The sequence below is a fragment of the Candidatus Defluviilinea gracilis genome (genome assembly GCA_016716235.1).
In the GTDB taxonomy this organism is placed as follows: domain Bacteria; phylum Chloroflexota; class Anaerolineae; order Anaerolineales; family Villigracilaceae; genus Defluviilinea; species Defluviilinea gracilis.
The window spans coordinates 268,837-289,876 of record JADJWS010000001.1; the positions used below are offsets into that span (position 1 = coordinate 268,837).

21 protein-coding genes and 1 tRNA gene are annotated in these 21,040 nt (G+C 55.2%); 12 read left to right on the plus strand and 10 right to left on the minus strand.

The window, feature by feature from the left end; translation table 11 throughout:
• Positions 1–2: 2 nt before the first annotated feature.
• The 6 genes from IPM31_01305 to IPM31_01330 form a co-directional block, all read right to left on the minus strand.
• Positions 3–1,718, minus strand: a complete 1,716-nt coding sequence (locus IPM31_01305) for a DUF4115 domain-containing protein (GenBank protein MBK9005606.1) — start codon at positions 1,716–1,718, stop codon at positions 3–5.
• Between the two features lie 162 nt (positions 1,719–1,880).
• Positions 1,881–2,405 (minus strand): 50S ribosomal protein L9, encoded by a 525-nt coding sequence (locus IPM31_01310; protein MBK9005607.1) that lies wholly within the window; start codon positions 2,403–2,405, stop codon positions 1,881–1,883.
• A gap of 207 nt (positions 2,406–2,612) precedes the next feature.
• Complete coding sequence (locus IPM31_01315; GenBank protein MBK9005608.1) at positions 2,613–3,104, minus strand: CoA-binding protein; 492 nt, start codon at positions 3,102–3,104, stop codon at positions 2,613–2,615.
• A gap of 228 nt (positions 3,105–3,332) precedes the next feature.
• A complete protein-coding gene (locus tag IPM31_01320; GenBank protein ID MBK9005609.1) occupies positions 3,333–3,719 on the minus strand; it encodes a type II toxin-antitoxin system VapC family toxin in 387 nt (128 codons plus the stop codon).
• Positions 3,716–3,934 carry a type II toxin-antitoxin system Phd/YefM family antitoxin gene (locus IPM31_01325; GenBank protein ID MBK9005610.1) on the minus strand — a complete coding sequence of 73 codons (219 nt, stop codon included), beginning with the start codon at positions 3,932–3,934 and terminating at the stop codon, positions 3,716–3,718. The genes IPM31_01320 and IPM31_01325 overlap by 4 nt, the downstream gene beginning before the upstream one ends.
• A 49-nt stretch (positions 3,935–3,983) precedes the next feature.
• On the minus strand, positions 3,984–5,636 hold the full coding sequence (locus IPM31_01330) for a methylmalonyl-CoA mutase family protein (protein ID MBK9005611.1): 1,653 nt from the start codon (positions 5,634–5,636) through the stop codon (positions 3,984–3,986).
• 164 nt (positions 5,637–5,800) lie between these two features.
• Here IPM31_01330 and IPM31_01335 point away from each other — a divergent pair, with 164 nt between their 5' ends.
• The 5 genes from IPM31_01335 (at position 5,801) to IPM31_01355 (ending at position 11,670) form a co-directional block, all read left to right on the plus strand.
• Positions 5,801–6,202 (plus strand): hypothetical protein, encoded by a 402-nt coding sequence (locus IPM31_01335; GenBank protein ID MBK9005612.1) that lies wholly within the window; start codon positions 5,801–5,803, stop codon positions 6,200–6,202.
• Between the two features lie 278 nt (positions 6,203–6,480).
• On the plus strand, positions 6,481–8,163 hold the full coding sequence (locus tag IPM31_01340; protein ID MBK9005613.1) for a hypothetical protein: 1,683 nt from the start codon (positions 6,481–6,483) through the stop codon (positions 8,161–8,163).
• A gap of 11 nt (positions 8,164–8,174) precedes the next feature.
• On the plus strand, positions 8,175–9,560 hold the full coding sequence (locus IPM31_01345; protein ID MBK9005614.1) for a radical SAM protein: 1,386 nt from the start codon (positions 8,175–8,177) through the stop codon (positions 9,558–9,560).
• 232 nt (positions 9,561–9,792) lie between these two features.
• The gene (locus tag IPM31_01350) at positions 9,793–10,935 is read left to right on the plus strand and encodes a hypothetical protein (protein ID MBK9005615.1); all 1,143 of its coding nucleotides are present in this window, start codon (positions 9,793–9,795) and stop codon (positions 10,933–10,935) included.
• Positions 10,936–11,670 (plus strand): class I SAM-dependent methyltransferase, encoded by a 735-nt coding sequence (locus IPM31_01355; GenBank protein MBK9005616.1) that lies wholly within the window; start codon positions 10,936–10,938, stop codon positions 11,668–11,670.
• A gap of 121 nt (positions 11,671–11,791) precedes the next feature.
• Here the strand turns inward: IPM31_01355 and IPM31_01360 are convergent, their stop codons facing one another.
• Positions 11,792–12,556, minus strand: coding sequence for a ceramidase domain-containing protein (locus IPM31_01360; GenBank protein ID MBK9005617.1), 765 nt, complete (start codon positions 12,554–12,556; stop codon positions 11,792–11,794).
• 329 nt (positions 12,557–12,885) lie between these two features.
• Between IPM31_01360 and IPM31_01365 the strand changes: the two genes are divergently transcribed.
• The 7 genes from IPM31_01365 (at position 12,886) to IPM31_01395 (ending at position 18,001) form a co-directional block, all read left to right on the plus strand.
• Entirely contained in the window at positions 12,886–13,902 is a 1,017-nt protein-coding gene (locus tag IPM31_01365; GenBank protein ID MBK9005618.1) for a hypothetical protein, read from the plus strand.
• 3 nt (positions 13,903–13,905) lie between these two features.
• On the plus strand, positions 13,906–14,937 hold the full coding sequence (locus IPM31_01370; GenBank protein ID MBK9005619.1) for a hypothetical protein: 1,032 nt from the start codon (positions 13,906–13,908) through the stop codon (positions 14,935–14,937).
• Positions 14,934–16,010 (plus strand): hypothetical protein, encoded by a 1,077-nt coding sequence (locus tag IPM31_01375; protein ID MBK9005620.1) that lies wholly within the window; start codon positions 14,934–14,936, stop codon positions 16,008–16,010. The genes IPM31_01370 and IPM31_01375 overlap by 4 nt, the downstream gene beginning before the upstream one ends.
• Before the next feature lie 85 nt (positions 16,011–16,095).
• Positions 16,096–16,695 carry a signal peptidase I gene (gene lepB, locus IPM31_01380; protein ID MBK9005621.1) on the plus strand — a complete coding sequence of 200 codons (600 nt, stop codon included), beginning with the start codon at positions 16,096–16,098 and terminating at the stop codon, positions 16,693–16,695.
• A gap of 10 nt (positions 16,696–16,705) precedes the next feature.
• Entirely contained in the window at positions 16,706–17,014 is a 309-nt protein-coding gene (locus tag IPM31_01385; GenBank protein MBK9005622.1) for a YgiT-type zinc finger protein, read from the plus strand.
• A 10-nt stretch (positions 17,015–17,024) separates the two neighbouring features.
• Positions 17,025–17,567: a hypothetical protein gene (locus tag IPM31_01390; protein MBK9005623.1), complete on the plus strand. Its 543-nt coding sequence runs from the start codon at positions 17,025–17,027 to the stop codon at positions 17,565–17,567.
• 361 nt (positions 17,568–17,928) lie between these two features.
• Positions 17,929–18,001: transfer RNA gene (locus IPM31_01395), tRNA-Glu, on the plus strand.
• A 10-nt stretch (positions 18,002–18,011) separates the two neighbouring features.
• Here IPM31_01395 and IPM31_01400 read toward each other — a convergent pair.
• The 3 genes from IPM31_01400 to IPM31_01410 form a co-directional block, all read right to left on the minus strand.
• Positions 18,012–18,308, minus strand: a complete 297-nt coding sequence (locus IPM31_01400; protein ID MBK9005624.1) for a hypothetical protein — start codon at positions 18,306–18,308, stop codon at positions 18,012–18,014.
• Positions 18,309–18,784: 476 nt separating this feature from the next.
• The gene (locus IPM31_01405; GenBank protein ID MBK9005625.1) at positions 18,785–19,900 is read right to left on the minus strand and encodes a hypothetical protein; all 1,116 of its coding nucleotides are present in this window, start codon (positions 19,898–19,900) and stop codon (positions 18,785–18,787) included.
• Between the two features lie 159 nt (positions 19,901–20,059).
• On the minus strand, positions 20,060–21,037 hold the full coding sequence (locus IPM31_01410; GenBank protein MBK9005626.1) for a polymer-forming cytoskeletal protein: 978 nt from the start codon (positions 21,035–21,037) through the stop codon (positions 20,060–20,062).
• Positions 21,038–21,040: the final 3 nt, after the last annotated feature.

Consider the following 21,040-nt stretch of genomic DNA (forward strand, 5'->3'; position numbering starts at 1 on the left):
CTCTACGGTGTTGCTGTTATTCCAGGCGTGGCGGATGGGATCGGCGTTCTTGAGGGCGGCACAGTGGCTGTCGGCGTAGGTGTGATCGTCGGCGGTTGCGTGGGTAAAGCCGTGGGAGTGACGATCTCCTCCTCGCGGTAGATGTTGCTCACGACCTGACCAAACCCGCCCAGCAATCCAAGGTCGCGCCCGTTGTACACAATGCGGAGCGCGGCGCCGCTTCCCGCCAACACTTCAACTTGCTCCTCCGCCTCAAACGGATACGCCGTGCCGGGGATCACGCGCCCGTTGAACACTTCCTCCCCATCCACGATCACGCGCATATACGTCCGTTCGACGGCGATCAAGTTCACCTGCACATTCACGTTCAGGTTCTGGGTCGGGATCACGATGGTGACCGTAGGCTCGCTCTCCTCGATCAACGCCAGCGTGGCTGTCGGCGTGAACAAGGATGGATCGACGGTGGCAAGCAACACATCGGAAATGGATGGCGCGGTGGGTTGAATCTCCTGCTCGTTTTGCCGGTTCACGATCCAGGTGATGCCCCAGATCAGAAACCCGACCAGAAGAATGGCGCTTCCAATGCCGAAGATCATATCGCCCGCGATGAAGGTGCGTAACGGCGGAATAGTAGAGACAATCGGTTCGCCCGGTTTCCGCGCAGGCCGTTGCGGGTTTTGTTCGCGATGCCGGGTCTGTAATGCATCGGCAAACCGCAGGAGGATGGCATCCACGTCGAGGTCGAGGAAGGACGCATAGTTGGACAACATGCCACGCGTCTGCACAGTGGAGGGAAGTTTATCCATGTCGCCCAGTTCGAGCGCTTCAAGGTAATGCGCTTTGACGCGCGTATTCCTTTCCACTTCGCCGAGGTGCAGGCTAAGGGTCTCGCGTCGATTGCGTAGTTCGTTGCCGATCTCTTTGAAGATCAAAGAGGATGACTGGGAGTCTTCCGGCAGGCTCGTTGACGATTGATCCTGAGTTGTGTCGAGAGTTTGAGAAGATTCAACTTGCGGAAGATCGGTTGAAGGCTGCGCGTCTTCTTTTCGTTTCACTCGCATTGAAACAGCGGAATTTAGTCGATCCAGCCACGATTGCCAGATATTATCGCTCACATCGGGAGCAGGAGCTTCTGCCGCTTGAGCCGCGTCAACTGGTTCGATGACAGGCTCAGGCTCGATTAACGTAACCGGTTCTTCGACACTTTCAGGCTGAGGCGCGATGGCAGGCTCTGCCTCGGGTTCGGCTTTTTTACGCTCGCGCCGGGGTTTGGAAGGCGAGGAATTTGTCGCAGGTTTAGGCTCCGCTTTCTTGCGGCGTGTCGGCTTGGAGGGGGAAGAGTCGGTCGCAGGCTTCGAGTCCGCTTTTTTGCGGCGAACAGGCTGACCCGTGGAAAGAGGCGTCGTTTGCTGAGGCGAATCAAGTTGAGGCGTTGAATCCGCCATCACAGGAGTCGAATCCATCGGCGTGATCATTTCATCCGACGGCTTGCTCGCGACGCGCATCTCCTCCAGCAGTTGGTCAAAATTCAAACCAAGAAATTCCGCGTAATTGCGGAGATAGCCGCGCGCCTGCACAGGCGAGGGCATGGAGGACAGATCGTCCGCTTCGAGCGCTTGCACATAGGGGACGCGAATGCGTGTGGCTTCGAAAACTTTTTCGAGCGTGAGGTGTTTGGCTTCGCGGGCTTGTTTGAGTTTCTGACCGATGGTTTGCATTGGGATACATCTGCCACAGAGATCGCGGAGAAAACAAGAGTTCTCTCAATGGTCTCAGTGAACTCTGCGGCTAAGATACTGCCATCTCATGAATAAAGCAAACATCACCAGCGCCCCATCCAACGGGAACTTGCTGGTGATGTATGAATGGAGAGGTTTTCCTTACGATGCGGATGTTTCAGCGGATTCGGCGGGTGTTTCAACAGGCGCTTCCGCTTCTGTTGCTTCTGCCGCGCCATCCTCATGCGCTTCGCCCTCGCGGTAGACGATGACTTTCACTTCGGGGACGAGGTCCATCGTCAGGCGGACACGCGCTTTGAATTCGCCGAGGTTGCGGATCGGTTGCATGTCGACTTGTTGTTTCTTGACTTCATAGCGGGTCTGTTCGGAGATGGCGGTTGCCACATCTTGCGTGGTGATCGAGCCGTAGAGTTTTCCGGTCTCGCCCGCTTTGGCGGGGAAGCTCAGCACAACGGCGCCGATCTGGGTTGCCAGGTCTTTAAGTTCGCTATTGAGTTCGGTTCGTCGGATCTCAGCCTGCGAGCGAATCTTTTCGACTTGTTTGAGCGCTCCCGCCGTGGCAAGGACAGCCAGCCCCTGCGGCAATAGAAAGTTACGTCCATAACCGTCGGCGACTTTTTTCACGTCCCCCGCGCGCCCCAATTTGTATACGTCTTTAACCAGCATTACTTTCATTGTTTAAGCCCTTTCTTTCAAAATTGGATTTTCGAGCGAAGGGTACGTCGCTCGGCGGGGTATTTTATCATAGGTTCGCGGGATATTTGAAATGAGGCTGATTTCCGAATACGAGTAACCGCAGAGACGGCAGAGTTTTTTCTCAGCAATTTCTGCGGCTAAGTGAATGGTATCAACACGATGGAGGATTGTCGGTCGCTACGCCGAATTCATGAACCCCAGCGCGCGCCACATACCGCGCATCATTTTGTGACTAAAATCGGGTTTCAAGAACTGATTCGGGCACGTCCCCGGTATGACCGCGATGCCGTTGGCTTTGCACATCTTCACCGCTTCTTGCGAGACGCTGGTGATGCCTGCCGCCAGACCGGGTTTGGTCCCCATCATGCAGTGCATCCACACGTGTTTGATCCCCAGGTCCACGCATTGATCGACGATCTGATGGGTCACTTTGGGGCTGGCAAGGATGAAAACGGCGTCTGGTTTTTCAGGGATGGATTTTAGGTTGGGGTAGCAGGCGTCGCCTTGAAAAGATGCGAGGCGCGGGTTGACCGCGTAGACGCGATATCCGCTCGTTTTGAATTTTTCATACGCGAGGTTGCACCCCGTTTCGCGCCGATCTGAAACGCCGACAATGGCAATGCTCTTCTGGGCGAGAAAGTCCTGTACAAGGGAATCGATTTTCGACATGGGAGACTCCTTTTGGCGCGAGGAGGATTTTATTCGCAGGCGAAAAATCTATCCATGTATTTTCGGATTAAGTTTACGGTACATTCGTCATCATTTTCGGCTATTTTTCAAACCCTAGAATCCTTCCGCCACATATTCACCCCACACCGCTCTCAAGGCATTACAAATTTCACCGAGCGTGATGTCATTTTCCACACACTGATGAAGAGGCGTATTAGATTTTCCCCGCTACCACACCACCTCAACATCATACTTCTGAATATCACTGTCAACGGAAATCAACGGCATGGACTCCGCCTGACTTTGCGCGATAAGCAATCGGTCGAACGGGTCGCGGTGGTGGGCGGGTAATTCGTACACTTTCACTGCATGACGGATCAACACAGGCAGAGACTGAATCTGATACAAATTCATGCGGTTTGAAATATATTGTTCCGGCGGTTCTGGCAAAACCAATTTGCCCTTAGCGGCTTTTATGGATATTTCCCAAACGCTTGCGACGGAAAGAAAAATTTCATTCTTCCCGTCGGCGATTAGATCCGCGGCGCGCGCCGACAACCGCGGATCTTCCGTGTTCCACCAAAGGAACGTATGAGTGTCGAATAATAGTTTCATTCATCGAACTCAGGTAAAGGGTCATCGAAATCGGGCATGATGATTACTTTGCCCTTGTCGATGCCCGGTACGCGTCGAGGCGATTCGTTCACCACAGGCAAAATGCGCGCCACAGGCTTGCCTGCTTTGGCAATTACTACTTCTTCGCCTTTCAAAACCTTTTCCAGCAATTTGGAAAAGTGGGTCTTCGCCTCATGAATATTGTAGATGGTCATGGCACACCTCAAAAGGCATTGTAGACTAAGCAGTGGACTAAGTCAAGTTCTAAAACCCCTCCGCCACATATTCCCCCCACACAACTCGCAACGCATTGCAAATTTCGCCAAGGGTGATGTCATTTTCCACACATTCAATGAAAAGCGGCATCAGATTCTCCGTTCCGCTCGCCGCAGACTTCAACTTGCCGAGCAACTCATCCGCCAGTCTCTGGTCTCTAACCTCTCGCAATTTCTTCAACCTTTCGCGCTGACCCAATTCAATGGCGGGATCAACACGCAAGCGTTCCAAAGTCACTTCCTCGTCAACGGCAAATTGATTGACTCCCACCACCACCTGCTCCCCTCTTTCGATGGCTTGCTGCGCGGCGTAGGCGGCATTTTGAATTTCGCTTTGCATGAATCCCTTTTCGATGGCTTGCAACGCGCCGCCCATATCGTCAATTTTGGAGATGTATTCCTGCGCGCCTTTTTCGATCTCGTCGGTAAGATATTCGATGAGATACGATCCCGCCAGCGGATCAACCGAATCAGCAACGCCTGATTCATACGCAAGAATCTGTTGCGTGCGGAGCGCGACGCGCACGGCTTTTTCGGTGGGAAGCCACAATGCCTCGTCCATGGAGTTGGTGTGCAGGGATTGTGTCCCGCCGAGGACAGCGGATAACGCTTGCACCGTCACACGCACGACATTATTTTCAGGCTGTTGGGCGGTGAGGGTCGAGCCTGCGGTCTGGGTGTGGAACCGTAACTGCCACGAGGATGGTTTCTGCGCTTTGAATCGTTCGCGCATGATGTTTGCCCACAGCCTGCGCGCGGCGCGGAACTTGGCGACCTCTTCCAAAAAATTATTGTGCGCGTTGAAGAAGAACGAGAGTTGACCGGCGAACTCGTCCACGTTCAAGCCAGCCTTCAGCGCGGATTCGACGTAGGCGATCCCGTTCGCCAGCGTGAACGCGACCTCTTGCACAGCGGTCGAGCCTGCCTCGCGGATGTGATAGCCGGAGATCGAGATCGTGTTCCAATTCGGGACTTCTCTCTCGCAGAATGAAAATATGTCGGTGATGAGTCGCATGGAAGGCGCGGGCGGGAAGATGTAGGTGCCGCGCGCGACGTATTCTTTCAAGATGTCGTTTTGAATTGTGCCGCGCAGTTTGCTCACGTCTGCGCCTTGGCGTTTGGCGACGGCGATATACATCGCCAGCAAAACTCCCGCAGGCGCGTTGATGGTCATGGACGTGGAAACTTGATCGAGCGGGATTTGGTCGAACAACTGTTGCATGTCGTGGATGGATGAGATCGAGACTCCCACTTTGCCGACCTCGCCTTGCGCGATGGGGTCGTCCGCGTCGTAGCCGATTTGAGTGGGAAGGTCGAAGGCGACGGATAACCCTGTTTGTCCTTGTTGGAGCAAATAGCGATAGCGCTTGTTGGATTCTTCCGCAGTGGAGAAGCCCGCATACTGGCGCATCGTCCAGAAGCGGGAGCGATACATCGTCGGTTGGACGCCGCGCGTGAAGGGATATTCGCCGGGGAAGCCGAGTCGGTCGAGGTAAACTGAATCAGCCCCACCCGGAAGAGAGAGGCGCGGCACTTCAATCCCAGAGGAGGTTTCGAAGCGTTCGCGCCGTTCCTTGAATTTATCCAACGATTTTTTCAGGATGTTTTCCTGCCATTTTTTGTATTGATCCTGAAGTGTCATCGCGCCTCCGTAACAGTATTCTACGGCTAGTATACAGCAAACAAAGGCGGTTGAATTAATATCAGAACTTTGATTTATATTATTTGATTTTCTGAAACCTTTGGACTACACTACTCGTAAACTTACACAGCGTCATCCATCATCATTGAAAACGGAGTTCCTGTATGGCGAGCAAAACGCTTCTCTATATCGGCGCGGGCATTTTATTTTTGATCGGCGTGTGTCTATTCGGCTACGGGCTCTTGAACGTGATCGGTTCCACGTCTGCGCAGGGCAGTTCGAACTGGTTGTCGTTCGGGATCGGGTTCGGCTGTGTGGGTGTGTTCTTTTTAGCGGCGGGCGCGGGGTTGATCTATGCCGCCCAGCGGGGGGCGAAGACCGAAGTGATCCAACAAGTGACGATGAAAGTGGACCTGCCGGGGGAAACGAAGATCGAGCAGATGAAATGCCGTTCATGCGGCGGAAGCCTGAGCGCGGACAATGTCAAGATGGTCGCCGGCGCGCCGACGGTTTCCTGCCCGTTTTGCGGGACGACGTATCAATTGACCGAAGAACCGAAGTGGTAACGAATCTTGGCTCTACCGTTTCTGACGGGAGTACGACTCGCAGGAAGATTCTTTGCCACGAATTTACACGGATTTTCACGAATGTTTTAAACAATCCGTGTGAATTTGTGAAATCCGTGGCTAAGGTTCTTGGGCTTTCCCGTTAATAACGGTAGAGCCCGAATCTTCTAATCTGTTTCTTGCAAAGTTATTTTCGCCACTGAGAACACAGAGAAAAAACTTCTCAAAGGTCTCTGTGGACTCTGTGGCTGAGCGAGAGATTAAATTAAAGAGGTGCCATGAAATCCATGAAATTAAAGATCGCCTATTTCCTCGCGCTCGTATTGTTGCTGACGAGTTCGCTGGTCGTTTCCGCCCAGTCGGATTATTACTTTGGGGTGGAGCGCGAAACCGTGAACGTGTATTGGAACGCGGACGGCACGCTGAGCCTCGATTACGTGTGGGACTTCGCCAACCAGCCCGGCGCGCATCCCATCGACTTTGTGGACGTGGGCATGCCCAGCGATCACTTCAACATGTCCACCGTGCAAGCGGATGTGAACGGGACTCCCGTGACGACTTCAACGAGCGAATATCAAGGGAGCGGGTCGGGATTCGCGGTGGTGATGGGACCTCAGACCATCCCTGCCGGCGGACGCGGACGCGTGCATGTGTTTGTGGGAGAAATCACCGAGGCGTTGTACCCCGACACCGAGGACGACAAGTACGCCAGCGGCGTGTTCGGCACGACCTGGTTCGGCTCGCAATACGTGACGGGCAATACCGATGTGACCATGGTCTTTCACTTCCCGCCCGGCATGACGAACAGCGAGCCGCGCTGGCATTCCGCGCCGAGCGGGTTCGCCTCCGAGCCGCAGGTGGGCGCGGATGAAAGCGGGCGAGTTACCTACACATGGCGGAATGAAACGGGAACGGCGTCCACGCAATATACATTTGGCGCGTCGTTCCCCGCCAGTTATGTTCCCGAGTCGGCGATCGTGCGCACCAGCGCTCTTGAGAGTTTCATCACGGGCATCGTCTCACTCTTCATTGGTTTGGTGAGCATGGTGGCAGGCTTTCTGCCTTGCTTGCTCTTCCCACTGTTTTTCATCGGCGCTCCCGTTCTGGGTTTCATACAAAACCGACGGCGAAAACTGCAATACATGTCGCCGAAGATTTCCATCGAGGGACATGGCATCAAGCGCGGACTGACGGCGGTCGAGGCGGCGATCCTCATGGAAACCTCGCTCGATCAAGTGATGACGATGATCCTGTTTGGGCTGGTGAAGAAGAACGCGGCAACGGTCACATCGCGGACTCCGCTCGACCTCGATATCGCCTCGCCCATGCCCGACGGCTTATACGAGTACGAGACGGGCTTCCTCGGCGCGTTCAAAGAACAAAATAAAACCACGCGCCAAAATCTCCTGCAAGGGACGATGGTGAAACTCGTTAAATCGGTCTCCGAAAAGATCAAGGGTTTCAGCCGCCAGGAGACGATCGCTTACTATAAAAACATCACCGAAAAAGCCTGGCGGCAGGTGGAGCAAGCGCAAACGCCCGAAGTGCAGGGGCAACTCTACGACGAGAACGCCGAATGGACGATGCTCGATAGAGACTACGATGACCGGGCGCGGCGAACGTTCACTCGACCCATCATCATGCCTGCGTGGTGGTCTCGCTACGACCCGGTCTATGCGGGCGGAGGGAGAACGATCTCGACGGGCGCGCCAGTTTCAAGCGGGGGACGAAGCGGTTCATCCGCCCTACCGGGGGCCGACTTCGCCGCGTCGGTCGTCACGGGCGCGCAATCGTTTGCCTCCAACGTGATCGGAAACGTCACAGAGTTCACCAGCAAAGTCACCAACGTCACGAACCCGCCTCCGCCGCCTTCCAGTTCCCGCAGCGGGGGCGGACGAAGCGGCGGTTGCGCGTGCGCCTGCGCGGGTTGCGCCTGCGCCTGCGCCGGCGGCGGACGATAAGGAGAACCGTCATGGCGCTTTTCGAATCGATCAAAGAGAGAATCGTCGGACCGGGTGTGAAGAACCCACAGCCCGGCTTGTACCATTATCAATTGGAAAAAGAGAACGAGAAAAGCCGCGCGCATTTGCGGATCGAAGGCGACGGGAACGCCACGCTGATCGTCAACGCCAACCGCGTAATGCATCTCAATCCCACCGCCGCATTGATGGCGTATTTCATCATGGAGCAAATCCCAAACGAGGCGGTCATCCGCATGATGACGAAACAGTTCAAGGTTCACCCCGAACAAGCGCGGACGGATTTTGAGGAGTTCCAATGGCAGATCAAGGAACTGCTCCGCCCAGACGGCGCATGCGCGGTTCACGACATGGACCTGGAAACGATGATGCCGTTCAGCGCGCGCCCCGCCGCGCCCTATCGCATGGACATGGCGCTGACCTATCGCTGTAACAACGATTGCGCCCACTGCTATAACGCGCGCGAACGCACATTCCCTGAGATCGGCACAGAACAGTGGTTCGCCGTCATTGACAAGTGTTTCGACCTTGGCGTTCCGCACATCGTTTTCACCGGCGGCGAAGCCACCCTGCGCGACGACCTGCCGGAACTGATCGCGTACGCCGAATCGAAAGGGCAGATCACCGGGCTGAACACCAACGCCCGCCGCCTCATTGACGAGCGCTTTCTGCAAAAATTGCTGGACGCCGGGCTCGATCACATCCAAATTACGGTTGAGTCGAGCGACGAACACATCCACGATGTGATGATGCGCGCCAAAGGCGCCTTCAAACAGACCATTCAAGGACTCAAGAACGCGCTGAACACCAACCTCTACGTGATGACCAACACCACCATGCTGAGAACCAACGTCCACACCATGCCGGAGACGTTGGACTTCCTCGGCGAACTCGGCGTGCCGACCATCGGCATGAACGCGCTCATCTACTCCGGGCATGGTCTCACGGTTGGCACGGGTCTGCGGGAAAGCGAACTGCAACCCATCCTTGAGATGGCGGTCGAGAAAACCTCGGTGCGCGGACAACGCCTGATCTGGTACACGCCCACGCAGTATTGTCACTTCGACCCGACGCAACTCAACCTCGGCGTGAAGGGATGCACCGCCTCGCTGTACAGCATGTGCATCGAATCGAATGGCAACGTCCTGCCATGTCAATCGTATTACCATCCGCTTGGAAACATCCTCACCGACTCGTGGGATTCGATCTGGAACCACGAGTTATCCATCCGTTTGCGCGAACGGCGCGGACTGCCCGACATGTGCAACGATTGTTCCATCGTGTCCGAATGCGGCGGCGGCTGTCCCTTGCGCTTTGAAGGTCATCGCAAACAATATGAAGTGAACGAGGAGATCGTCCCGTTGCCCGTGTTGGCGTAGGTCAATGAGGTTCTACCGTTTTTAACGCGACAACTCTTTTCAAACACAAAAGCTTGCATTGAGCTTGTCGAAATGACACAACGGTCACAAAGGAATTACCCATGAAATCACTGGCTCTTTCCCCTTTGTGTCGCTTCGACGAACTCAGCGCAAGACTTGGTGTCCTTCGTGTTAAGGCTCTTTACCGTTGATAACGGGAAAGCCATCAATTACATTGCCAAAAGGAAAAGCCATGAACATTCTTAATCGCATTTCCGAACTCTTCACCAAAGTCCAGCCCCTGCCCGAGGGCACGCATCATCTGCAAGCCGCGCCAGAGCGCGAAAAGCCGTATCGCCTGCACTTGCGCCTGCTCAAAGATGGGACGGGGATCCTCATCGTCAATGCGTCCACGGTGTTGCACCTCAACCCGAACGCGGCCGAATGCGCGTACCACTTCATCAAAGGCTCATCGCCCGACGAGGCGGCGAAGCAGATCGCGGCGCGGTATCGCGTGAGCAAGGATGCGGCGCTCAAAGACTTCACCGACTTTGCCGATCGGATTCAAACCCTCGTCGAGACTCCCGACCTCGACCCCGTTTCATACCTCGACTTCGAGCGGGTCGCGCCTCACTCCGCCAGTCTGCCTGCTCCACTGCGCCTCGACTGCGCCCTCACCTACAGACTCTCCGACCACAGCGACGCCGCGCCCGCCCAGCGCGTCCGGCGCGAACTGACCACCGAGGAATGGCAGACTATTTTGGATAAAGCCTGGAGCGCGGGGATTCCGCACGTCACCTTCACCGGCGGCGAAGCGACCCTGCGCGACGACCTTCCGCAATTGATCGCGCGCGCCGAAGCGAACGGTCAGATCTGCGGCTTGCTCACCGACGGCTTGAAACTCGCCGATGAAACCTACCGCGCGAGTCTGTTGCAGACCGGGCTCGATCACATTCTATTCCTCTTGCAACCCGGCAACGCAACATCATGGGAGGCGTTAGGCTCGCTCCTGCGCGAAGATATCTTCGTCACGGCGCATCTCACGGTGAACGCGGAGAACGCCGGTCAAGCCGACGGCATCCTCGAACGGCTCGCAAACCTCGGCGTTAAGAACCTTTCCGTCACCACCGCGGACAAATCATTCACCTCGTCTCTGCCGGCGATCCATAACCGCGCCGCCGAATTGGGGATGACGATGAGGTTCGATCTGCCGGTGCCGTATTCGGCGGAGAACCCGGTGGCATACGAAACCGCCGAAGACGAAACGCCCGACGGCGCGGGCAGGGCATGGATGTACGTGGAGCCTGACGGCGACGTGTTACCGGCGCAAGGGATGAAAGACCGCGTCCTCGGCAACTTCCTCAACGATGAGTGGGAAACGATCCGCCGCGCGTAAATGGACTGGCACACACGCTATCTGCAACAAGCGGGCTGGACGCGCGACCTGCGCGTCTATCTGTTCGCAAAGGCGGAGGCACAGTCCGCGCGTCGAATCTTGGAAGTGGGATGCGGCACCGGGGCGCTCCTCGCGACGATTGCCTCTTCGGCGACTCTTCACGGCGTAGACATCGATCCTCACGCGCTCGCGCAATGCCGGGTGAATGCCGCGAACGCGATTCTCACGCGCGGCGACGGGCTTGCCCTCCCCTATTCAAACGGATCGTTCGATCTTGTCTTTTGCCATTATTTTTTATTGTGGGTGAATGATCCATTGCAAGCCGTCCGCGAAATGAAGCGCGTGACGCGCCCCGGCGGACACGTCCTTGCGCTGGCGGAACCGGATTATTTTTCCCGGGTGGATGCGCCGGACGAGTTGAAGCCTCTCGGCGCGTGGCAGGTCGAATCGCTGAAACGGCAGGGAGCCGATCCCGGCTTCGGCGCGCGGCTGGCAGAGACGTTTTTCGAGGCGGGGATAAAACTCGAAGAAACGGGACCCATTCAACCCGTCGAAAAAGAAGCGGATGTTGAGGCGTTGGAAATGGAATGGGCGGTGATCGAATCCGATTTGGCGGGGATGGTCGAGGAGGAGGAAATCCAAAAAATGAGATTGTTGGATACGCAGGCGCGGAAAAGCGGCGAGCGCGTTTTGCGAGTGCCTACGTATTTTGCGTGGGGGCGGGTTACGCATTGATGCCGCTGAGACACGGAGACGCAGAGAAGAGCAATTAAAAAACTCCGTGACTCAGTGTCTCCGTGGTTAAAAATGAAGTGGGGGAATTGCTAGGTTTAATTGTTAACCTGCAACAACTGCATCATGATCTTTGTTTAACTTCGCTCGCATAATATTGATAGAGCAACCATACCGACGCCGCGCCGAGCAAATGCCAAAGGGCGTGTCCTTGCATGAGGCTGGTCTCGAAGCAAACGATGCGGGTGTTATCGAGAATCCAAATCACGTAGGCAACGGCGAGCAGGGTGATTCCGAGGCGTAATTTTTTTGTAGCGATGATCGGCGTTTGTTGTTTCAGGTACCGCGCTTCAAAGAACAAGGCGATGATGAGCGCGAGGGCAAAGACGAACCGTCTCGTATCGGGCAGGGAAATTTGTAACAGGCTGAGAAAAAGGACGATGGTAAGATACAGCCCAACAGTCGCGGCGAAGCGCAAACCCCAAATCCGCTCGAAGGCGTAGACGAGCATGAGCGTTGCGAGCATGAACATTCCCAGCACGTCGAAGAATTGACCGGTGAAGGTGAGCGAGGCGTGATAGAACGCGCTGCCAATGCCGATGACGAGACTCGACGCGCCGAAGATAACGGCATGACCGCGCGAGAAGCGCCGCGCGTTTTTCGACGATGTTAACGCCAACGCTCCGCTGAAGATATATCCCAATGAGGAGATCGTGTTCGCCGTCTGGCGGATCGGGCTGTTTTGATTCGGTCTTTCGCAGAAGCAACCATGTTGCAGGCAGGTGGCGGGGCGCCAATCTGCCCACGTGGAGGCGGGCAGGCTCATCAACACACCAAGCGTTATGGCGGAGATGAGCAGGGCGATCAGAAGAGGCAGCGCGTGTTTCACTACGCCTGAGTATACATGCGCAAACGCCTTCAATTTCTTCCTGTGTAGGCGTCACGCAGTTGGCGGGCAGTTGTATTGCCGCCGCAGTGCAACTACGGCGCAACAGGTAGGGTATTCGCATTAGAAAATCTCGAGGCTCAAAACACGGTGTTTTGCCTTCGAATCCGCTAATCCTTCGACAGGCTCAGGACAAGTCTTCGCCAATCTGCGCGAATTTTTCCGAGAAAGATTAGCGTGAATTCGTGAGGATTAGCGGACAAAAAATCCAAATGCGATTGCCTAGCGCAACAGGTTCAACTGCGTAAGTCCTGCTGTGTTAAACTTAACCCATGGAAATCTGTTATTTGCTCGCCTTCCCCGATTCAGACGACGGCAAAACGCGACCGACCGAACAATTCAAAGGGCTGATCAAAGACGCGCCGTATTTTCAACCGGTGGACATCGACCTCGTGACGCTGGGCGAAGAGACATTTTTGTTCGAGGGGTACGCCGTCAATGTCGTGCGGCATCTCTACGACGACTGCGCGCAGATGATCGAATGCCGGTATCAGATCAGCGACCCGTTCGCCGCGCCGGTGTTGCTCACGCGCACGAATTTACAAAACGTGTTGCAATCGCGCTATATTCCTGAAAAGCACCGTCGCAGCGGATTGTTCGAGGAGTATTGGATCCTGTTGGTCAAAGACGCGACCCCCACTCCCGACCAATGGATCGAAAAGAACGCGCTGGGGCTTTCAAACTTTATCCGCTCACAGCGCGATGTGTTCGACGCCGAAGAGATGCGCGAGATCCTCGGCTCGCGCGCGCGTTACTCCGCCGACGAACTCACGCTGGTGGATTGGGAGGGCGCCATCATCATCGCGCCGAAAGCCGATTTCCGCTCCGATATCGCCCTGCTCAAGATCGGCAATTATCAATTATTGCGTTACCGCATGTTGGACCAATCCATCGAAGACCTGCTCGACAAGATCAACGAATCGTTCTTTGAGAAACCGCGCCGTCCCCGCGCCACACGCGGGCTGATCCGCCAACTGACGGAACACCGCCTCGAGGTGATGCTCGATTTCGAACGCGCCGAACAAAGCCTGTTGCTCATCGGCGATTGGTACACCGCCAAACTCTACGAGATCATTCACAACGAGCTCTACCTCAACGACTGGAAGCAAACCGTGCGCGGCAAACTCGATAGTCTCGAGAACATCGTTCAAACCATCAAAGACAACCTTGCCGTCTCGTGGGAAAATCTGCTCGACCGTATCCAACTCGCTTTGTGGATCGTCATGCTCGTCGGTTACCTGTATTTATACTTTCTGGATGCCGGCTGGATCATCATCCCGCCTCGATAAAACATGCTCAGACGAAAACTCCTCCTCATCACCCTCGCGCTTCTTTCCTCGACGTTAGCCTGCCGCGCCGCCACGAGGCTGATCATCCCCGACACGCCGACTCCGCTCCCGCCGACTCTCACGCCAACCCCAACGCTGGTCCCGCCCACATCGACGCCGACGCCCATCCCCGAAGCCAGTTGCCCGGTCCAGGTTGCGGATATTCTGGAGGCTTCTCTCAATTTTGAAAGCAGTTCGGAGGAATCGCTGGAGGAGGAGATCTATCTCGTCACCTATCGTGTGGATGGAGACGATCTCGGCAATCCCTATTTCGACTCGGTGCCGAGCAAATTCCGCGACGAGCAGGATGACCGCGCCACGCACGAAGAGATTTGGAATTTATTCGCCAACCTCATCCCCCCCGACGAACGAGACTTTGTGGTGAGTTTTGCCATTGTCACCGATGGCGGCAGTGATGTGCTTGCCTCTGTTGGGCAATCGCAAAATAACGCCGAGGAGTGGGTGCTCGAGGTAGACATCCTCGACGCGGATGACCGGCGCGCCCTGGTCTTTACCTTGCTCCACGAATTCGCCCATTTGATGACTCTGAATTCCTCGCAGGTGCCGCCCAACCTATCGGTATTTGACAATCCGTCTAACGATGAAATCTACCAGCGCGAGCTTGCCGCCTGCCCGAATTACTTCCCGGGCGAGGGATGCAGTAACGCGGATTCGTACGTCAACCAGTTCTTCGATCGGTTCTGGTTCAACTTGTACGCGGAATGGCAGGAGATCGATACGATCGAGGATGAAGACGAATACTACGACCAGCTCGATGATTTTTATAACACATATCAAGACCAATTCCTCAGCGATTATTCCGTCACCAGCCCGGCGGAGGATATTGCGGAGGCGTTCGCATTTTTCATCCTTTCGCCCAAGCCGCCAGCGGATTCGATCGCCAATGAAAAAATCCTGTTCTTTCACGGGTTTCCTGAATTGATGCAATTGCGCGGGCAGATCCTGAATCAACTGTGCGCCGAATTCCCGCAATGAGCGATCACAAAATTTCGTTCAAACGATCCGATTCAACGTGGCGCAAAGCCACTGTACTGGTTGGCGGAATCATCCTCCTGTGTTGTTTCGGAGTGTTGGGGTATTCTGGATTATTATTTTATATCGTGGCGAACGATGTTTCCCTGATTCCTTCGCCCACGCTCGACCCCAATTGCAAAGAAACGGCTTGTCTCAATGCCTGCCTGCGGGTTCTGCCCGACTTCGCCGGCGTGAATCTTTCTGAATATAGAAATGAATTGGATGAAAAAGTAGGAGGATATAAACTGGTAGGCTACTGGATCAAACAAACTGACGGGTCCCTGCAACGGTTGTCCAAACCGCAGGTTCCTTCTTATCTACAACCCTACCAGGACGATACCGAATTACATGCTCGCATTTGGAATTATGCAAGACGCCTCTTCGGCGTCACGGATCAAGTGTATATTTCCTATATCACGTTTTATGTGGACACAAATGTAGACGGCTATGCGGCCAGTGTGTGGAAGACCTCCAAGGGGAAATGGAGCTTGGAAATAAACCTGGCGGAATTCGATAGCGCCAGAGACACCACGGAAATCTTAGTTCACGAGCATGGCCACATCCTGACGTTGGATGATACGCAGGTCACAGGAATTGGACCCTGGTATGATGAAACGATCAACAGGAAGGACTTCGATGCAAAGTCTCGACTATGCGGCGACCAATTCTTCACGGGCGCGGAATGCGCGCGCGCCGATTCCTACATCAACGAATTCGGAAAGCGTTTCTGGCATGGTCAGTTATTCGAGGATTGGGTAACCGCCTTCCTGCAAGCGAGCGAGACGGAGGAGAATAGCCCCATCCTGAACGAATTCTATTTGAAATACCCGGACCAGTTTGTAAGAGCCTATGCCGCCACCAACCCGGATGAAGATATCGCCGAATCATGGACGGAATTCATCGTGCGTCTCAAACCTGCGGGTAACTCGATTGCCGAGCAAAAGGTGCTCTTCTTTTATGAATACCCGGAACTGGTGCAAACGCGAACCGAGATCCTACAAGCGGTATGTCAGCAGGCGTTAGAGCAAAAGTAAGACCATGGTGGACACCCTAACAATACAAGTTAACCCCACCTTAAGGGGAAACGCCCGCCAGTAAATGGCAGTATAATGCCGCCACATGGATTCGCTTCAACCCCCTCTCACAGAACAGAATTCCCCGCCTACGGGCGAAGCAGACCAACCCGTCGAATGGAAGCGTCCGCTGCGCGATATCCTCGAAACGCTTCTTCTTGCCGTCTTCCTGTATTTTGGGATCAACGCCGTCTCTGCCCGCGTGCGCGTGGATGGGTACAGCATGAACCCGTCGCTTGAGAACGGCGAATACATCCTGGTGAATAAACTGGCGTATAAACTCGGCGCGCCTTCGCGAGGCGATATCATTGTTTTCAGTTATCCGCGCGACCCCAGCCAGGACCTGATCAAGCGCGTGATCGGTTTGCCCGGCGATACGGTCGTGGTCGAAAACGGTCGGGTGCTGGTCAACGGGTTGCAGTTGGAGGAGCCGTACATTGCTTCGGCGCCGTTTTATAACGGCACATGGCAGGTGGACGAGGGAAGCCTGTTCGTGCTGGGCGATAACCGCAACGAGTCGAAAGATTCGCACGAGTGGGGTTTGCTCCCCATGGACAATGTGATCGGTAAAGCCGTGGTCATTTATTGGCCCCCTCCCAAATGGGAGATCATCAACCACATCGACGTGGCTTTTGCCGCGCAATGAAGTTACCTTTATGAACGATACCCATGCCGCTCCCCTCCAACCCCATGCAGACCGCGTTCCGTGCAGTGAATGTTCGGCGGGCATTATGCACTTGCGCCACATCACCTATTTCACCTGGCTCAGCGAGGAACTCGTCACTGTGCCGAACTTCCCCGCCTGGATCTGCGACCTGTGCGGCAGACGCGAATACGATGAGCGCGCCGTCTCGTGGCTGGCGATGCTCCTCAGCCCGGAAACGGGAAAGCCCACGCGCCGCGTCCATCGGACGCCCAAGCCTGCCCCGCCCGCGTTGAATCATCCCACCCCCCCGCTGGACTGACTCACACACCATGGACTCTTCCTCTCGAACGTATCGTTTCCTTCCCGCAGATTTATACACCGCCGGCTATCGTATCGTCGGCAAGGTGATGGCTGGCACGAGCGGCATCATGGGGACGATGAACGACCACACCAAGTCGCATCTTGAAGTGCATGATGCGCGGCTGGCGCGCATCCATATGCCCACAAAGTTAGTGGATCATTTTGAGGTAGTGAGGCTGGTGAAGACAAATATTTTCGCGTTGTGCGCCGCGCGCCGCGAAGACCTGGGTCCTGCGGCGGTGGTGCGCGGCGGGTATTCGAATGCCGCGCCTGTGCTTGCCCGGGTGACTTCGCAGGTGTACGAAGTGGAAGGGAAATTGGAGATTTCGGGTCGGTTCGATTTTTCGGTGCTGATTTCAGATACCACGCGCAATTTCATTCCGGTCTTCGACGCCGTGCTGGGAGCCATCCTCATCCCCAACCTCAGGGTGGAAAGTCCCGCGATGTTGTTCAACCGCGTGTTCATCGATATGATGGCGCTCCTCAACCAGCGGGCGAAAGAGGATAAGTAGCGGGCGTGGCGAAACAGGCGTGTCATAACCTTCTTTGCCACAGGGAACACCGAGACCGCAGAGAAAAATCTCTCTCTACCGGTACATTTGCACCGCTAAGTGTCGCCATGGCGCCATGCGACACCCGCAAAGAACATAAAGAAAACTTTTTTATCTTGGCGACCTTGGCGCGCTTTGCGGTAAATATCTTTCATGTACGGTAGAGAAAAAAATCTCAAATTCTCTGTGGACTCTGCCGTGTCGCGACACGAACGGTGTGGCTTCGCAGACCCAAATAACCGCTCTCATGTAGCATGTAGCCAATTGCTTGACCATTGCAAGGCGGGATGATAAAATCCGCCCGCTTTACGAAAGAACGTTTGCCCCCATCGTCTAGTGGACTAGGACGCAGCCCTTTCAAGGCTACGACCGGGGTTCGAATCCCCGTGGGGGCACTAACAAAACCTAACGCGCCGTGAGGCGCGTTTTTGTTTTGGAACACTGAGTGTACTCCTGCGGGTTGAATGGATTCGGCACAAGGCTGTCCGCGCTGAGGAAGCGTCCCAGCTTGGGGGAGTAGAATCTCGACTGGTAATGGTAGATTCCCAAACCAGCGATATTCCGTTGCCCTGTGAAGAGTTTGTCCGTATACATGCTTCCTGTGGCGAGGCGCGTCTCGCCGAAGGAGTAATAGCGGTTTTCACCCACGATGTTGCCTGCTGAATCGGTCACGACGGACGCCGAGCCAAGGTGATCTTTCAAGGTGAAGTAGAGTGTACCATTGACTCGCACATCGTCCCGATGCTCTTTGGGATGGCTCCGCCAGCGGGATAGTAGGTTGTTGTGCCGATTACCGAAATTAGCAACAAGAAGAGACTACCCATTTGATTACCTTACACTTTCAAAATCGGCATGCTGATACACGCTGAAAACGCAGATTTTTCATTCTGAATCAGCGAAAATCAGCGCACTTCGCGGTCTGCGACCCCAAAACCTTTGTGTAAGGTACTCAGACTTCTCATGGAAGACACTGTTTCGTAAGTACACAGATTCGACGGATTACACGGTCAAACAAGGGTTATCAAATAGTTTTCTCCGTGAAATCCGTGTGATCCGTGTCCAAAAAAGACTTCAGAAACACTCTCTAAAGACAATCTCCACTCTCATTTCTCTATTCTCTACTCTCTACTCTCTATTCTCTATTCTCTATTCTCTACTCTCCACTCTCCAGTCTCTCATCACGCATCCAAGTGATACGTGTGATACGCGTTCTGGCACGGGTTGCCCCAGGCGATGTGCATTTCGCGGGCGGTCAGGTCGATGACCAGCGCCGAAATGGTGCTCTCGCGGTCCATCGGGTCGATACCGGCGATGTTGTGATTGCAAATGGAGTTCGGCAGGTTCACATGATCCTTCTGGATCGTCTGCAGGGTTTTGATCGTATGGGTCGAGTTCTCGCGCAGTAAGCGGTTCGCGCGGAAGTAGCGCACGCGAGAAGAGATCAACTCCTCGGGGTCCTTCTCGATCTCCTTCATGGTCGGCGAAAGATAATGGTTCGTGTGAACCATATATCCGTCAGTGCCGTGCAAGATGTCGAAACGCTTCGCCGAGACCTCCACCGAATACATCTCCCCGCTTTCATGAACGAGCAGGTGGTTGTACCCCGCGGCGCGATGCGAGATGAGCATCCGCCCGATGGCGCCTGAAATACGACGCGAGGAAAGAACGGCGCGCGCGACAACCAGGCGGGGAATGCCGATGCGGGAATCGTTCGGGTAGACCGAATCGATCAACTGGGCGATGCCGTAGGCGTTGAATCCCACGTTAGGGAGCAATCCGCCGTACGTCATGGCAAGAAACGGAGGTTCCTCCTTCGGCTTCGCCAAAACCACATACACATCATTCTCGTCTTCCGGCACCCAATCCTCGTTGTGCGCCGCCAGCACATGACCATCCGCCGCGCGCTGTTCGTTCACCGCAAAACTGGTGCAGCGCGTAAGATGCAAGGCGTCCATCGTCATGGCTTCCATGGTATTGAGTGCCACCACATCATCGAACGACACATTCGCCCCCTCGGCAATGCCGCGCATTTCATCCACGTATTGGGGATAACGCTCCTCGGCGAACGGCAAATACTTACGCGACTGGATCTGCGCGCCTCCCCACGTGAGTTCCAGAGTATTGTACGATTGGTCGATCAACACGCGGGCATTCTCGATGCTATGTTGAACCTGCTCGCGCCTCGCCTCGCCGATCTGCCTGCCCATGTCGCGGTGTGTGCCCGAAACCTCCACCAGCGGCGGCGCGGATTGATGAAGTATCGTGTTCGGGATGGGGTTTTGTTGTAATGCCATGAGACCTCCAATAAAATCAATCTGCCCCGGGCGAATACCCGGGGCAGACAAATTATAACAGCGATGCTCCCACCCTCCCGCAGGTTTTCTCGCAGCGCTCCGTTGATTCAACCGAACCTGCGGGACGTTTTACATGCGCGAATTACATCATGCGGACTTTTACGCCTGCGCGACAGGCGGAGGCGGCGGATCCACGATCACACCAGACGTATGAATGGTCCGCGACCCGAAGCGGGTGATCACCACCGAGCCGATCGCCAGCAACCCAAGCAAGAATTGCGCCAGCCCGCCGATACAAGGGAGAAAACCAAGCGCGCCACTGACCAGCACAAGCAAGAAGGTGCCAACGCCCACCGTCGCCACCGGCGACCACGTCTGGCTCATTGCCTTGGCGAAGCGCTCGCCCACCTCCGCCCCAAAGGCAACGATCCCAAACAACCAGGCAAAACCCAGCACAATGGGCGGGATGATCGTAAGGAACAACAACGCGCTCACTACCACCGCCAGCAAACCCATCGCGCCGACCATCAGCGGTTGCGCGGCAATGGCATTGCCTGCGCGCTCCATTTGCGGCTTCCAGAACAACGACAGTAACATGGCGAATCCCGCCGCCAGCGTTGCCCAAAAGAACAACTGGAATATTTGCCCAAAGAATCTGAACCCAAAATCGTACTTCACATCGATTCTGGACGGGTCTTGGAAAGGCGGAACTTGCCCATCCGGAAGATTGATCTCCGGCTGAACGTTATTGACGATCTCCCCTTCGACCACGGCTCCCTCCGCCACCACTGCCTGCCCGCCAATGGTGACCACATCACCCAGCGTCGACGCGGTCTCGTTCAAATAAATCTGCCCGCCAATAGCGACAACATCGCCATGGATCGCCCCGTCGCTTTTCACAGTGCCGCCCACCACAATCAGGTCTCCGTTGAACTCGGCATCTTCTTCAATAGACACGTTTCCGCCAAAGACCACCAGGTCGCCGTCGAACGTATCGCCGGATTCCAGCGTGAAGTTACTCCCAAAGATCACCTGACCGCCATTGGGTCCCGGCCCCTGAGCAAGCGCTGCGCTGGTCGGAACAAGCGCAAGCATAATCAGGGAAATCAGAGTAACGATCCTAAATTTTGTCTTCATACA